Origin of the sequence: Rahnella bonaserana (assembly GCF_019049675.1) — a bacterium.
Taxonomy (GTDB): Bacteria; Pseudomonadota; Gammaproteobacteria; order Enterobacterales; family Enterobacteriaceae; genus Rahnella; species Rahnella bonaserana.
This window is the reverse complement of record NZ_JAFMOW010000067.1, coordinates 151,465-166,898: the sequence shown is the minus strand read 5'-3', so window position 1 is coordinate 166,898 and position 15,434 is coordinate 151,465. Positions and strand designations below refer to the sequence as shown.

13 protein-coding genes and 1 other annotated feature are annotated in these 15,434 nt (G+C 51.4%); of the genes, 8 read left to right on the top strand and 5 right to left on the bottom strand.

From position 1 onward, the window contains the following. Positions 1–24: 24 nt before the first annotated feature. Positions 25–705, bottom strand: coding sequence for a transcriptional regulator RcsA (gene rcsA, locus J1778_RS20260; RefSeq protein WP_217174690.1), 681 nt, complete (start codon positions 703–705; stop codon positions 25–27). A 318-nt stretch (positions 706–1,023) separates the two neighbouring features. Continuing rightward, entirely contained in the window at positions 1,024–3,762 is a 2,739-nt protein-coding gene (locus J1778_RS20255; RefSeq protein WP_217174689.1) for a cation-transporting P-type ATPase, read from the bottom strand. Positions 3,763–4,355: 593 nt separating this feature from the next. Here J1778_RS20255 and sltY point away from each other — a divergent pair. Then, a complete protein-coding gene (gene sltY / locus J1778_RS20250) occupies positions 4,356–6,275 on the top strand; it encodes a murein transglycosylase (protein ID WP_217174928.1) in 1,920 nt (639 codons plus the stop codon). A 54-nt stretch (positions 6,276–6,329) separates the two neighbouring features. Then, entirely contained in the window at positions 6,330–6,665 is a 336-nt protein-coding gene (gene trpR, locus J1778_RS20245) for a trp operon repressor (RefSeq protein ID WP_217174688.1), read from the top strand. 23 nt (positions 6,666–6,688) lie between these two features. On the opposite strand, the gene yjjX is transcribed toward trpR, so the two are convergent. Continuing rightward, positions 6,689–7,222, bottom strand: coding sequence for an inosine/xanthosine triphosphatase (yjjX, locus tag J1778_RS20240; protein ID WP_217174687.1), 534 nt, complete (start codon positions 7,220–7,222; stop codon positions 6,689–6,691). 51 nt (positions 7,223–7,273) lie between these two features. Here yjjX and gpmB point away from each other — a divergent pair, with 51 nt between their 5' ends. Next, positions 7,274–7,921 carry a 2,3-diphosphoglycerate-dependent phosphoglycerate mutase GpmB gene (gpmB, locus tag J1778_RS20235; RefSeq protein WP_217174686.1) on the top strand — a complete coding sequence of 216 codons (648 nt, stop codon included), beginning with the start codon at positions 7,274–7,276 and terminating at the stop codon, positions 7,919–7,921. 12 nt (positions 7,922–7,933) lie between these two features. On the opposite strand, the gene robA is transcribed toward gpmB, so the two are convergent. Beyond that, positions 7,934–8,797 carry an MDR efflux pump AcrAB transcriptional activator RobA gene (gene robA, locus J1778_RS20230; RefSeq protein WP_095924588.1) on the bottom strand — a complete coding sequence of 288 codons (864 nt, stop codon included), beginning with the start codon at positions 8,795–8,797 and terminating at the stop codon, positions 7,934–7,936. Between the two features lie 208 nt (positions 8,798–9,005). Here robA and creA point away from each other — a divergent pair, with 208 nt between their 5' ends. Beyond that, entirely contained in the window at positions 9,006–9,488 is a 483-nt protein-coding gene (gene creA, locus J1778_RS20225; RefSeq protein WP_217174927.1) for a protein CreA, read from the top strand. 108 nt (positions 9,489–9,596) lie between these two features. Here creA and arcA read toward each other — a convergent pair whose 3' ends face one another. Then, complete coding sequence (arcA, locus tag J1778_RS20220) at positions 9,597–10,313, bottom strand: two-component system response regulator ArcA (protein WP_112168192.1); 717 nt, start codon at positions 10,311–10,313, stop codon at positions 9,597–9,599. Positions 10,314–10,977: 664 nt separating this feature from the next. Here arcA and J1778_RS20215 point away from each other — a divergent pair. From J1778_RS20215 to thrB, 4 genes are all read left to right on the top strand, one after another. Continuing rightward, the gene (locus J1778_RS20215; RefSeq protein WP_217174685.1) at positions 10,978–11,664 is read left to right on the top strand and encodes a tRNA/rRNA methyltransferase; all 687 of its coding nucleotides are present in this window, start codon (positions 10,978–10,980) and stop codon (positions 11,662–11,664) included. Positions 11,665–11,880: 216 nt separating this feature from the next. Then, a complete protein-coding gene (gene thrL, locus J1778_RS20210) occupies positions 11,881–11,949 on the top strand; it encodes a thr operon leader peptide (RefSeq protein WP_071823645.1) in 69 nt (22 codons plus the stop codon). Next, positions 11,888–12,004 (top strand) — a sequence feature (Thr leader region). It overlaps the preceding gene by 62 nt. A 34-nt stretch (positions 12,005–12,038) precedes the next feature. Beyond that, complete coding sequence (thrA, locus tag J1778_RS20205) at positions 12,039–14,498, top strand: bifunctional aspartate kinase/homoserine dehydrogenase I (RefSeq protein WP_217174684.1); 2,460 nt, start codon at positions 12,039–12,041, stop codon at positions 14,496–14,498. Position 14,499: 1 nt separating this feature from the next. After that, positions 14,500–15,429, top strand: coding sequence for a homoserine kinase (gene thrB / locus J1778_RS20200; RefSeq protein WP_217174683.1), 930 nt, complete (start codon positions 14,500–14,502; stop codon positions 15,427–15,429). Positions 15,430–15,434: the final 5 nt, after the last annotated feature.

The following is a 15,434-nucleotide window of genomic DNA, read 5'->3' as shown; positions in this document are numbered from 1 at the left end:
GGCTGCAGATAAGAGAGGAGGCTTTCAGCCGAAAGGAACGGTGAATTCATCCGGTTCGCTGGCCGGACGTAAAGGCTGGACGCGCCCCACAAACATACCGGACGTCAGGATATCAGTGAGCTTAACAACATGATATATCGCTTGTTTATTATGTGTCTTCACTTTGCGTTTGATATTGCCTTTGTGCGAAGCCACGGTTTTCTGTTTGATATTCAGGTGCTCGGAAATGATTTGCGTATTCAGTCCTGACATCCACATTTTCAAAATACTCGATTCCGTCCGGCTCAGGCTGACCGGCGTAAGATCCAGTGATTGTTCCGTTTCACCCGTACGCGAAAGGTGCAGGTTGTGGGCGATCAACTGATAAATCGTGGTCGTCCCGATAGATTTCGACAAAATGATGATGTTTTTTCGGATCGGCACATAGTTCTGATAATTCAGGTTTTCTTTGGAGATAAAGACAAAGAAAAGCGTGCCCGGATGCGCGTCGATCACAGCCCTGAGAGCATGCCCGGAAGTCGCATCAGACGTAAAACAATCTTCATTCACAAAGATGAGTTCAGGCGTCAGGAAATTGCATGTGGCTTGCAGTTCGTTGATGTCCTTGAGCGAAAGAATGTCTTTCTGGTGTTGTCCGTTAAGTTGCAAGAGCGAATGCAATGCCAGCTGTGTGTAATAACACTTATCTACAATGAGCGATGACATTAGGATTTACCTGTTTTTTGGCCTCTGTATAACTGCGGTGCAGAGAGGCTCGTTTTTATAAAACTGATCGTATTGCGATGGGGTCTTCCCTTAAAAGCTGCCGGTTTGCGGCATAACTTAAATTGCTGTGAAACGGGATACCCTTGGCGAGAGTAATAGAGCGGTAAGAGATTGATGTAAATCACCGGAAAGGGGTTTGGGACGTTTTGTGAGATCTTTGAGATAAATTGAGTGCGGGAAAGGGTAAAGTTTCAGAATTGTGACGTTTTTTATGAAAAATGCCGGGTGACTGAAGGCCACCCGGCAGGTTCAATTATTTCAGTTTTTCTTGCGGATGAAGCGGTTAACCAGCCATTTCTCAATTTCGACAATCACGAAGATCATCGCACCGACCACCAGCGTGATGCCCCAGAATTTCAGCGGCATCGGCACGGTGCCAAACAACTGGTTCATGACTGGCAGATAAATCAGCGCCAGCTGCAGCACCAGTAATACGCCGGAAACAACCCACAATCCTTTGTTGACGAAGACTTCGCGGGTCAGCGGAAAGCGGTCCATCACGCGGCAGTTAAACATATACACCCACTGCGCGGTGACCAGCGTCTGCAACAGCACGGTACGGATCAAATCGCTGCTGTAGCCCCGCGGCTGCATCCAGGCTTCAAGAACGAAGGCGCTGCAGGCAATCAAAATACCGACGAAAGCGATACGCCAGACGGCATGCAGGTCCAGCACATGCTGACCCGGAGCGCGAGGACGGCGACGCATCATACCTTTCTCACCCGGCTCGAAGGCCAGACCGAACGACAGCGTGGTCGAGGTCGCCATGTTCATCCATAAGATCTGCACCGGCGTCAGCGGGATCACCGCACCGGCCAGAATCGCCAGGATAATCAGCAGTCCCTGCGCGAGGTTAGTCGGCAGAATAAACAGAATCGTTTTCTTCAGGTTGTCGTAAACGCGACGTCCTTCTTTAACCGCACTGGCGATGGTCGCGAAGTTATCATCGGTCAGAACCATGTCTGCGGCTTCTTTGGTCACCTCGGTGCCTTTGATACCCATTGCGATCCCGACGTCGGCCTGTTTCAGCGCTGGCGCGTCATTCACGCCATCGCCGGTCATCCCGACCACTTCGCCGGTTTCCTGCAAGGCTTTTACCAGACGCAATTTATGCTCGGGGCTGGTACGGGCAAAAATATCGTACTGGCTGGCAGCGACGGCCAGTTCAGCGTCATCCATGTGCTCAAGCTGGTAGCCGGTGATGGAGTCACCGCTGTTGCCGATACCTAACATTTTGCCGATAGCCATCGCGGTTTCCTGATGGTCACCGGTGATCATCTTCACGCGGATCCCGGCCTGCTGACACTGTGCAATCGCATCAATGGCTTCAGGGCGTGGCGGATCCATCATGGCGGCAATCCCGGTGAACACCAGTCCTTCCTGCAGGTGGTCATGGTTCAGATCGCCTGCAATTTCCGGCTCATCTTTGATAGCCGCAGCCACCATGCGCAGACCCTGACGGGCATAGCGCGCCATTTCTTCTTCCCAGTACTCGCGGCGGAAAGGCTGGACGCCGTTTTCAGTGAGCTCAAGTTTTGCTAAGGAGAACAGAACATCCGGTGCGCCGGTCACAAACAACTGGGTTTTACCGCCGATGCGCTGCAATGTTGCCATGTATTTATGTTTGGAATCGAACGGGATTTTATCCAGAAATTCAACCTGACCGGTATGCAGACTGGCTTTCGCCGCCAGCACTTTCAGTGCGCCGGACGTCGGCCCGCCGGTAATTCCCCAGTGGCCTCTTTCGTCCTGAATCAGCTGACTGTCGTTACAGATATCTACGGCAGTGATGAAGGTGTTGAGCACCGGCATACTGATGACATCCACCTGGCGCTGCGTTTGTGCTTCCACGATGCGGCCTTTCGGCTGGTAGCTTTCACCTTCCACATCGTAAGCACGGTCTGCCAGAATCACCGCTTTCACGGTCATTTCATTCATGGTCAGGGTGCCGGTTTTATCTGAGCAAATGACGGTCATTGAGCCCAGTGTTTCGACGGTCGGCAGTTTACGGATAATGGCATGATTGCGCGCCATCGACTGCACACCCAGCGACAGGATAATCGAGATAATTGCCGGTAAGCCTTCCGGAACCGAGGCCACCGCCAGGCTTATCAGCGAGAGCAGCAGTTCGCCCAGCGGCATATCGCGCAGGATGAAGGCGAAGACAAACAGGAACGCCATCATCAGCAGGATCAGCGCGAAAATGCCTTTGCCCAGTTTGTCGATTTGCTGCAACAGCGGGGTGCGCTGCGCTTTAATCGCCGACATCATCTGGCTGATGTGACCCAGTTCGGTGTCCTGGCCGGTGGCATAAACCACCCCGGCGGCGGTGCCGCCGCTGATCATAGTCCCGGAAAACAGCAAGTTGTGGCGATCGCCGATCATCACTTCATCGTCGATGACCTGAGCGTTTTTGATGACGACGGTGGATTCGCCGGTCAGGATAGCTTCTTCGACCTGCAGGTTATGCGCGCTGACGATACGGATGTCTGCCGGGATTTTGTCACCGGGGCGCAGTTGCACGATATCGCCGGGCACCAGCTGGTCGGCATTAATGGTTTGAACTTGCCCGTCACGCATCACTACGGCCTGACTGGACAGCATATTCTGAATACTTTTCAGCGATTTTTCGGCGCTGTTTTCCTGCAGAAAACCAATCAGCGCATTGATAACCGCCACGCCTAGGATCACAAAGGTATCGACCCAGTGTCCCATAGCACCGGTCACGACGGCGGCGGCGAGCAGGATGTAAATCAGGACATCATTGAAGTGCGCCAGAAAACGCATCAGGGCACTTTTGGATTGTTTTTCCGGTAATGCGTTCGGGCCATATTTAGTCAGGCGTTCGCTGGCTTCCTGCCGGCTCAGGCCATTTTCGCCGGTTTCCAGGCGCTGCATAGCGTCGTTACTACAAATCTGATACCAGTTTTTGTTATCTGTTGCGGCAGAAGAAGAGGGGCTGGCATTAGTTGTTACCGATGAAGTTGAATGAGTCATATACTTTTCCATAAGCGAAGAACGGGCTGTTATTAATATTTCAATCCTGACGGCGAAATAGTGAATATCAATAAATCAATTTTACAATAGGGTGTAATCATAATTAATTAGGAATTAATAAATTTGATCTGAGCCAATAAATATATTTTTATGGAGAGGATAATAATAAAAATCCTTTTAAAACAAAGGATTATTTAATTTAGGAATTTCAGTATTATTTGGTTCGTATTTAGCGTTTGTTTAGTTATTGGATAGCTAAGTAAATTGACGTAAATAAAACTGAGTTTTGTCAGCGTGGTTATTTAAGTTCGAATTGTAAGGCTGCTATCTAAATGCAATTTACCGGTGAATACCCGCTAATTATTTGCGGGTATAACCTCTGCCTCATTATTCCTGCCGCCACGTTCTGTGACAGAAAATAGATCTGCCGCCGTCTGGTAACTGTCGGACGCTTGCACCACACTGTGTAAAGTTTGTGATGCTGTCTCCGCATCGCTTCAATTTTAAAAATGAATCGATTAGCGTAGTGGCTGTCTACACAATGCAGAACAGTTTCGGCACAACCCGTGAGGATAAAGGTAAGTATGGTCAAGGTGGACAAATGGCACTCTCTGGCACTGAGCGTGTTGCTGGTAACAGCATCGGGCGTGGCGAAAGCGGACTCGCTGGACGCACAGCGCCAGCACTATATGCAGATTAAACAGGCGTGGGATAACAATCAGATGGACGTTGTCAGCCAGCTGATGCCGACGCTGGAAGACTATCCTCTTTATCCTTATCTGGAATACCGCCAGCTGACGCAGGAACTGGGGGACGCAACACCGGCGCAGGTGAACGCGTTTGTGAAAGCAAACCCGACATTGCCGCCAGCGCGTTCTCTGCCAGCCCGCTATGTCAATGAACTGGCGCGCCGTCAGGACTGGAACAGTTTGCTTTCATTCAGCCCGCAACCCCCAAAACCGGTGGCGGCTCGCTGTAACTACTATTACGCCAAATGGGCGACCGGCGATCAGAAAACCGCGTTTGATGGAGCGAAAGATATCTGGTTAACCGGCACATCACTGCCGAATACCTGCGATAAATTGTTCTCGGTCTGGCAGGGCGCTGGCAATCAGACCGCGCTGACCACGCTGCAACGTATTGGTCTGGCGATGAAAGCGGGTAACACCAGTCTGGTGAGTTATCTGGCTAAACAGTTGCCGCCGGATTATCAGACTATGCGCGACGCGCTTGTCGATCTGCAAAATAATCCTAATACCCTGGAAAGCTTTGCGCGCAATGTCGGTCCGACTGATTTTACCCGCAATGCGACCAGCATTACGTTCGCGCGAATTGCCCGTGATGATTCTGAGAATGCCCGTTCGATGATCCCGGTTCTCGTGCGTTTGCAGAAGATGAGCGACAGCGAACGGCTGGAGCTGGAAGAAGCCGTTGCCTGGCGTTATATGGGCAGCGATGCGACACCGGAACAGGCCGCATGGCGCGATAACGTCATTTTGCGCAGCCATTCCACCACGCTTGTTGAGCGCCGTATTCGTATGGCGCTGGCTGCGGGTGACCGTCAGGGACTGAACCAGTGGCTGCAGCGGTTACCGTCGGATGCCCTGCAGGAAGATGAATGGCAATACTGGCGTGCGTCAGTAATGATTGACAACGGTCAGCGCTCGCAGGGTGAAGCGATGCTGCGTACCTTAATGAAAGGCCGCGGATTCTATCCGATGGCAGCGGCGCAAAAGCTGAACGTTGCTTATCCGATGCAGATTTCTGTCGCGGCTAAGCCGGATGCCAGCATTGCGAAATTGCCGGAAGTGGCGCGCGTGCGTGAGCTGATGTACTGGCAGATGGACAATCTGGCGCGTACCGAATGGAGTTATCTGGTCAGCAGCCGCACGGGATCTCAACAGTCGGCGCTGGCGCGTTACGCGTTCGAGCAAAAATGGCCGGATCTCAGCGTGCAGGCCACCATTACCGGCAAGCTGTGGGATTACCTTGAAGAGCGTTTCCCGCTGGCATGGCCGGATGAATTCCGTCGTGCGACCAACGATAAAGGCATCACGCAAAGCTACGCGATGGCGATTGCCCGTCAGGAAAGTGCGTGGAATCCGAAAGCCCTTTCGCCGGTGGGTGCGGCTGGTCTGATGCAGGTGATGCCTGCAACCGCGCAGCATACCGTGGACATGTTTGGTTTACAGGGTTACAGCAATTCGGGGCAATTGCTGGATCCGCAGATGAACATTACGATCGGCACCAGTTATCTGGAATATGTCTATCAGATGTTTGGCCGCAACCGTATTTTGTCCAGCGCTGCGTATAACGCCGGGCCTTCACGCGTGAATACCTGGCTGGGTAACAGCGCGGGCAGAGTAGATTCAGTGGCGTTCATCGAGAGTATTCCTTTCTCCGAAACTCGTCGATATGTTAAAAATGTGTTGGCATATGATGCGTTTTATCGCTACTTTTTACATCAACCCGCCAAGATTTTGACGGATGCCGAATGGCAGAGGCGTTACTGATCTTTCGTGGTTTATGGTAAGCTGCTGTACTAGTTTAATAGTATGGCAGCCATCATGACCCAACGACCAATCAATGACCCTGCTCTTTCCCAACAAGGCAATGAGGACTGGCAATGCTTTCTGGCATTGCTGCAGCAATCTTTTGCTGAAAATCTGCATCAGGATTTGCTGCAACTGCTGCTTACGCCCGACGAACGTGCGGCGCTGGGTACGCGGGTGCGGATTATTCAGGAACTGATGCGCGGAGAGTTGAGTCAGCGTGAGCTGAAAAGCCAGCTGGGAGCCGGTATCGCTACGATAACACGTGGATCGAATGGCCTGAAAACGGCGCCAGCAGCACTTAAGGAATGGTTGAGTGAGCAACTGCTGACAGATAAAACGGACGACTGAAGCGTCCGTTATCACCTGAAATTTTAGTGCGTTTGGGTTCTGACCTGATACACCGAATTATGAAAAGGCGCTAAAGCCAGTACCAGCGCCTGATGATAAACGCTGGTGCGGGTGAGCTTTCCTGCTGTGAAGATTCCGATCGCGCCGCCTTTACGTTTTACTTCTGCGATACCCGTCAGTTTTTCCATCTCATCTCCCAGTTCGCTGCCCTGGTTAATTCCTTGTAAAATAATTTCAGGTAACATCAGGCTCGCTGAACGGGATTCACCGCGCTGGTGCATATTCTCAATCACCATCCAGGCGAAGGTCATATTGTCTTCGATACCCGCTTCCACGCCAACCCAGAAGTCTGCCTCGGGGCGAACCTGGCGGGCACCGATAACGCGGTGGCGCGCACCGGTACGGGTTTCATTACTGCCGATAGGTTGACTGGGAACACCACTGTCGACGTCAACGCCTTCAATGCGGAATGCCTCAGCGCCGAAGATATCTTCAAAAGCCATGGCGATAGCTTTGATCTTTGCCGGGTTAGTGGTTGCAGCGACAACATGGTACATAGAGTTTTAGCATCCTTTAGCAAATTTCACGCAGTATAACGGAAAACACTCATGTTACAGGTATATCTCGTCCGTCACGGCGAAACAGAATGGAACGCCGCACGCCGTATTCAGGGGCAATCAGACAGCCCGCTGACGGCCAAAGGTCTTTATCAGGCTCGCCAGGTTGCTGAGCGTGTGCGTAATGAAGGGATCACGCATGTCATTACCAGTGACTTAGGCCGCACCCGCCACACGGCGCAGATTATCGCTGATGCCTGCGGGTGTGAAGTGATCAACGAGCCGCGTTTGCGCGAATTACATATGGGCGTGCTGGAAGAACGTATTCTGGATGGCCTGACAGAGCAGGAAGAAGTTTGGCGTAAGCAGATGGTCGATGGTTCACCGAAAGGGCGTATCCCGGAAGGAGAAACCATGACGGAGCTGGCTGCGCGTATGCGTGCTGCACTCGACAGCTGTCTGGATTTGCCGGAAGGCAGTAAGCCTTTGCTGGTCAGCCACGGCATTGCGCTGGGCTGCCTGATCAGTACCATCCTCGGCTTGCCAGCGTATGCTGAGCGTCGTCTGCGTCTGCGTAACTGTTCACTTTCGCGAGTCGATCATCAGCAAAGTGCGTGGCTGGCGAGTGGCTGGATTGTGGAAACGGCGGGCGATGTATCACATCTGGAACTGCCCGCGTTAGACGAGTTGCAACGCTAACGCCAGAAGGCGTTAGCGGCGGATTGGGATCAGGTAATCACACTGCAGTTCGGTTGGCGTAGTGCCTGGGGCACGGCCATTCGTGTAGAAGCGTTCGATATCCTGTCCCTTTCTGCGGGTCAGTTTCAATGTTGGCAGACAGGTGCTGTACAACGTCAGAATGAATTCCTGCAAATGCTCCGGGGTACCATTGTAATGGAACATGGCGTACTCGCCGTGCTGCAATACAATCGGCTGACCTTCAACGTTTTCCGGCAAGTGCTGGGCTTCCAGAGCGGTCGTGTACAATACTTCCTGCTCGTCATCTTTTTCCTGGCTTGGACGCGAATGGTGCAGGCCATAAAGAATTGGCGGCAGCGTTTTCGCTTCACCAATATACTGACGCCAGAAATGACGACGCATCTCGTTACGGTACGTGGTGATTTGCTCCAGCGTACAGGCGTAACTCTGTGTCATCCCGACCAGATGCTGTTCCGGCAGTGAGATATATTCAGGCTGCGGCAGAATAAAAGCGCCCAGACGGATTGGTGGACAAATCCCAAACGAATGCCAGTCTTCAGCACGACGATACAGTGCCGGTGTTTGTGCAAATTGTTTTTTGAATGCCCGGGTAAATGTTTGTTGAGAATCAAAACGATACTGAAGGGCGATATCTAAAATCGGGCGACTGGTGAGACGCAAAGCAACAGCCGCTTTTGAAAGCCGGCGGGCACGAATATAGGCGCCAATGGCATTATTAGTGACATCTTTAAACATTCGCTGCAGGTGCCACTTGGAATAGCCGGCCTTGGCTGCAACATTGTCGAGTGACAAGGGCTGGTCTAAATGGGTTTCTAACCAGCTAAGAAGGTCACGAATGATTCCTGCTTGATCCATAGATCGTCCTCGTTGAACTAAGATAAATGCACAGAATGATGGGCGGCATAATAGCAACTTTTTACCGATAAGACTTCCTAAGATTTTTTTGGCTATCTGTGCTATTTGCCTGTGTTACAGAGTATTTCATTCCGAAAGTGTGAATACACGCTTTCTCCGCAGGGTTTCTTTGGAAAACAACGTCATGCTGATGACGTGGAGTAACTTAATGAATAGATGTTGGATTTTTGTTTTTTCGATGTTTGCTTTTTGTTCTACAGCGGCGCATGCAGAGCAGGTCGGTTCCGTCGATACCGTCTTCAAACTCTTCGGTCCCGACCATAAGATTGTCGTTGAGGCCTTTGATGATCCTGATATTAAAAATGTAACTTGTTATATCAGTCGTGCGAAAACTGGCGGCATTAAGGGCGGTTTAGGGCTGGCAGAAGATACTGCTGATGCCGCGATTTCCTGTCAGCAGGTGGGGCCGATTGAGCTGAGCGACAAGATTAAGCAAGGTAAAGACAAAGGAACGGTTGTTTTTCAGAAACGCACATCGCTGGTGTTTAAAAAGCTGCAGGTGGTTCGTTTTTATGACGCGAATCGCAACGCACTTATTTATCTGAGCTACTCCGATAAAGTGGTGGATGGTTCACCGAAAAACGCCCTGAGCGCGGTTCCGATTATTCCGTGGGCGCACACCGCTCCGTAAGTTTTCAGCAAGGCGCACAAAACAAAAGGCCAGCTTTCGCTGGCCTTTGACGTTTGGTTTCACAAGGTACTGTCTTACCGGATACAGTGCGGTTGGCAACCTTCTGTATTAGTCTTCCAGATCACCACAGAAACGATAGCCCTCACCGTGAATGGTGGCGATGATTTCCGGTGTGTCAGGCGTCGCTTCGAAATGTTTACGGATGCGACGGATAGTGACGTCAACGGTACGGTCATGAGGCTTCAGCTCACGGCCGGTCATTTTCTTCAGCAAATCGCCACGGGTTTGGATCTTGCCCGGATTTTCGCAGAAGTGCAGCATGGCGCGGAATTCGCTGCGCGGTAACTTATATTGCTCACCTTGCGGACTCACCAGCGAACGGCTGTTGATGTCGAGTTCCCAGCCATTGAATTTGTAGCTTTCAACCAGACGACGTTCTTCGCCGGTTGTGCCCAGATTCATGGTGCGGGACAGCAGGTTGCGTGCGCGGATAGTCAGTTCGCGTGGGTTGAATGGCTTGGTGATGTAATCATCAGCGCCGATTTCCAGACCCAGAATTTTATCAACTTCATTATCGCGGCCGGTCAGGAACATCAAAGCAACGCTGGCTTGTTCGCGTAGTTCGCGTGCCAGCAGCAGGCCATTTTTGCCTGGCAGGTTGATGTCCATGATAACCAGATTGATGTCATTTTCGGACAGAATATGGTGCATTTCTGCGCCATCATTAGCTTCATGTACCATGTAGCCTTCTGCTTCAAAAATGCTCTTTAACGTATTACGTGTCACTAACTCGTCTTCGACGATCAGAATGTGAGGGGTCTGCATGATTGCTACCTAAGATTGCCAACAAATAGAAAATAGGAGTACAGAAGTCCTTGTTATCCCAGAGAATTTTGATGCTTTATTGGGCATCTCACTCGTTACATGACTAAAGTACGTAAACGCGTTCTCGATGCAATTTCCATCAACGACAACAACATCGCAAGCTCGGTCAGGGATTCCACTTTCTGCAGTTCCACGGGGTCCTAAAGCGGCGCATATCCTAACCCTATTAACAGCAATATAACAGCGAGTGCCGAAATTACCACCCAACAAAATTACGGTTTGTTGACATATATCAAGTTCAATTGTAGCACGGTAACAGAACAGTGAAAAACACTTACAAGAATGCACGCTTGAGTCACATTTCGGCATTTATTGTACACGATTCAGCAAATGATTAAGAATCGGCAGATAAATGCAAAATGATGATGGTTCCTTATTATATATCCATATGAAAAATAATGATAAATTTTTCATTCATGTTTGCTTAATCGGGCCAGCACCTTTTTTACCTGCAAGGTAAGGTTTTCCGATAAAATAAAGGAATATATTCAGCCGACTGTTAAGTTCTTGTGAAGAATATAAGCCATGAATAGATTTGGAACAGGGTAAAATTTCATCGCTTAAATACTGACGGCAATTTCTTTCCCATTTGCAAAGGCCCGATATGCAACTTCATATTATTTTAGTTTCGCCGGCTCGCCCGGAAAATGTCGGTGCGGCAGCCCGTGCAATGAAAACCATGGGCTTCGCATCGTTACGTATTGTCGACAGCGAGGCGCATCTCAGGCCGGAAGCCGGTTGGGTTGCGCATGGGTCGCAGGAGATCCTGCAAAATGCGCTTCATTTCAATACTCTTGCCGAAGCGCTGGCTGATATCGATTTTACGGTGGCCACCACCGCCCGCAGCCGGGCTAAATTTCACTATTACTGTACGCCGCAGGAATTGCAGGTTCAGCTCGAAGAAAAGAGCGAATGGGTGAATCATGCTGCGCTGGTGTTTGGCCGTGAAGATTCGGGCCTGACGAATGAAGAGCTGGAACTGGCGGATGTGCTGACCGGCGTACCGATGGTGGCAGATTACCCGTCACTCAATCTGGGGCAGGCGGTAATGGTATTCTGCTATCAGCTCTCTTCGCTGAATCAGGTGACGTCCGCAAAACCTGAAATTGCCGAGGCAGGACAGCTTTCCGCGTTGCGTGCCAGAGTCGGGCGTTTGCTGGAAAATGTCGGGGCAGAAGATGACCAGAAATTGTCCGACTGGTTGCATCAGCGCCTTGGTCTTTTGCAGCAGCGCGACGCCGCAATGCTGCATACTTTGCTGCATGACATCGAAAAAAAGCTGACCTCATGATGTGAGGGGATTTTCTGCCTGAACAGTTCGATATCCGGTGTGATAAGAACAGAGTTGCCGATCGCACTGGAAAGGGTTTGAATGGCAGAGAATTATACAGTTGATTTTGTCCGTGGTTAACCGGGCAAAAACAGAAAAAAATTGACTTGTCGTGCCTTATGCTTTAGCTAATAGAGGCAGACAGAGTACAAACCCTAAGACAGACAGAAAATAAAAATGCGAATCATCAGCCTGAATACAACAATTATTACCACCACCGATACCACAGGTAACGGGGCGGGCTGACGCGTACAGGAAAAAGAAAAAAAGCCCGCACCTAACCAGTGCGGGCTTTTTTTTTACATTTAAACGAGAGCTTCAGGAGAGTACCAGAAATGCGAGTGTTGAAATTTGGCGGGACCTCAGTAGCAAACGCAGAACGCTTCTTGCGGGTTGCGGACATTATGGAAAGCAATGCGCGTCAGGGACAGGTCGCAACGGTTTTATCCGCGCCTGCCAAAATTACCAACTATCTGGTTGCCATGATTGAGCGAACTGTCGCAGGACAGGACATTCAGACCATCATGAGCGATGCAGAAAACATTTTTGGTCAGCTGATTACCGGTCTGGCAGCGGCGCAGCCTGGCTTTGATTTGCCAAAGGTGAAAGCGTTTGTCGATCAGGAATTCGCTCAGCTCAAACAGCTGATGCATGGCATTACCCTGCTGGGCCAATGTCCGGACAGTGTCAACGCGTCCATTATCTGTCGTGGCGAGAAGCTCTCTATCGCCATCATGGAAGCGGTATTTCTGGCGAAAGGTTTCGGCGTCACCGTCATTAATCCGGTTGAAAAGTTGCTTGCTCAGGGGCATTACCTTGAATCCACCGTGGATATCAACGAATCCAGCCGCCGTATCGCTGCCAGCGCCATTCCTGCCGATCACATTGTGCTGATGGCCGGATTCACTGCCGGTAATGAAAAGGGTGAACTGGTGGTGCTGGGCCGTAACGGCTCTGACTATTCAGCCGCCGTACTGGCCGCCTGTTTGCGCGCTGACTGCTGCGAAATCTGGACTGATGTTGACGGCGTTTATACCTGTGACCCGCGCACTGTACCCGATGCCCGCTTGCTGAAATCGATGTCGTATCAGGAAGCGATGGAGCTTTCTTATTTTGGCGCGAAAGTCCTTCACCCGCGTACCATCCTGCCGATTGCCCAGTTCCAGATCCCTTGCCTGATTAAAAACACCACTAACCCGCAGGCGCCGGGTACCCTGATTGGCAGTGAAAGTCTTGATGACAGCACGCCGGTAAAAGGCATCACTAATCTGAATAACATGGCGATGATCAACGTTTCCGGTCCGGGAATGAAAGGGATGATCGGCATGGCGGCGCGCGTATTTGCTGTGATGTCCCGTTCCGGCATTTCCGTGGTGCTGATCACGCAGTCTTCTTCCGAATACAGCATCAGTTTCTGTGTGCCACAAAGCGAACTGCAACGCGCCCGTAAAGCGCTGGAAGACGAGTTCTATCTTGAGCTGAAAGACGGCCTGCTTGAGCCGCTGGACGTCATGGAAAAGCTGGCGGTGATTTCCGTTGTCGGCGACGGCATGCGTACTCTGCGCGGTATTTCGGCGAAATTCTTCTCGGCACTGGCCCGCGCCAATATCAATATCGTGGCGATCGCTCAGGGCTCTTCCGAACGTTCCATCTCCGTGGTCGTCAATAATGACGATGCGACTACCGGCGTGCGCGTCAGCCATCAGATGCTGTTCAATACCGATCAGGTGATCGAAGTGTTCCTGATCGGCGTCGGTGGCGTGGGCGGGGCATTGATCGAACAGATCCGTCGTCAGCAGGCGTGGCTGAAAACCAAACACATCGATCTGCGGGTATGCGGCATCGCGAATTCCCGCGCATTACTGACCAACGTTCACGGTATTGCGCTGGAAACCTGGCGTGATGAGCTCGCTGCTGCGAAAGAGCCGCTGAATCTGGGGCGTCTGATCCGTCTGGTGAAAGAATATCACCTGCTGAATCCGGTGATCGTCGACTGTACGTCGAGTCAGGAAGTGGCTGATCAGTATGCTGATTTCCTTGCCGACGGTTTCCACGTCGTCACACCGAACAAAAAGGCCAACACCTCTTCCATGAATTACTACCATCAGTTGCGTAAAGCGGCGGATGGTTCACGCCGTAAATTCCTCTACGACACCAATGTTGGCGCGGGTTTGCCGGTCATTGAGAACCTGCAAAACCTGCTTAACGCCGGTGATGAACTGATGCGTTTCACCGGAATTCTCTCCGGCTCGCTGTCGTTTATTTTCGGTAAGCTGGATGAAGGCATGTCACTCTCCGCCGCGACCTTGCAGGCGAAGGAGATGGGCTATACCGAACCGGATCCCCGTGATGATCTTTCCGGTATGGACGTGGCGCGTAAGTTGCTGATTCTGGCACGTGAAGCCGGTTACAAACTGGAACTGTCGGATATCGATGTGGAATCTGTTTTACCGGCTTCCTTTAACAGCGAAGGAAACGTGAATGATTTTGTCGCGCGTTTGCCGGAACTGGACGCGGAATTCGCGCAACGCGTGGCTGATGCTACCGCCGCAGGCAAAGTATTGCGTTATGTCGGTGCTATCGAAGACGGTCAGTGCAAGGTAAAAATCGACGCCGTCGATGGTAATGACCCGCTATATAAAGTAAAAAATGGTGAGAATGCGCTGGCGTTTTACAGCCGCTATTATCAGCCGTTGCCGTTGGTTCTGCGTGGCTACGGCGCCGGGAATGATGTGACGGCGGCAGGTGTGTTTGCCGATCTTTTGAGAACGCTGTCATGGAAGTTAGGAGTTTAATATGGTTAAGGTGTATGCCCCGGCTTCAATCGGGAACGTCAGCGTAGGCTTCGACGTTCTGGGCGCGGCTGTGTCCCCGGTAGATGGCACTCTGCTGGGCGACTGCGTTTCTGTTGAAGCGGCCACAGAATTCAGTCTGAAAAACGAGGGCAAGTTTGTGTCTAAACTGCCTGACCGCATGGAAGACAATATCGTTTATCAGTGCTGGCAGCGTTTCTGTCAGGAAATCGGCAAGGAAGTGCCGGTGGCGATGACGCTGGAAAAAAACATGCCGATCGGTTCCGGGCTGGGTTCCAGCGCCTGTTCGGTGGTCGCCGGTCTGATGGCGATGAATGAATTTTGCGGTAAGCCGCTCAATGAAAACCAGATGCTGTTGCTGATGGGCGAGCTGGAAGGGCGTATTTCCGGCAGCGTGCATTTCGATAATGTCGCGCCCTGCTATCTGGGCGGCATTCAGCTGATGCTGGAAGAACTCGATATCATCAGCCAGAACGTGCCCAGCTTTGACGACTGGCTGTGGGTAATGGCGTATCCGGGCATCAAAGTGTCGACGGCAGAAGCGCGTGCTATTTTACCTGCGCAGTATCGCCGCCAGGATTGCATCAGCCACGGGCGCTATCTGGCGGGCTTTATTCATGCCTGTCACACGCAGCAACCAGCGCTGGCTGCGAAACTGATGAAAGATGTGATTGCTGAACCTTACCGCACCCGTCTGCTTCCGGGCTTTGCAGAAGCACGCAGCGCCGCAGAAGAAATTGGTGCGCTGGCTTGCGGAATTTCGGGTTCCGGTCCGACGCTGTTTACGGTGTGTAACGACAGCGCCACAGCGAAACGTATGGCTGACTGGCTGCAGACTCACTATCTGCAAAATGACGAAGGCTTTGTTCATATTTGTCGTCTTGATACCGCGGGTGCGCGGGTATTGGGATAACTCGA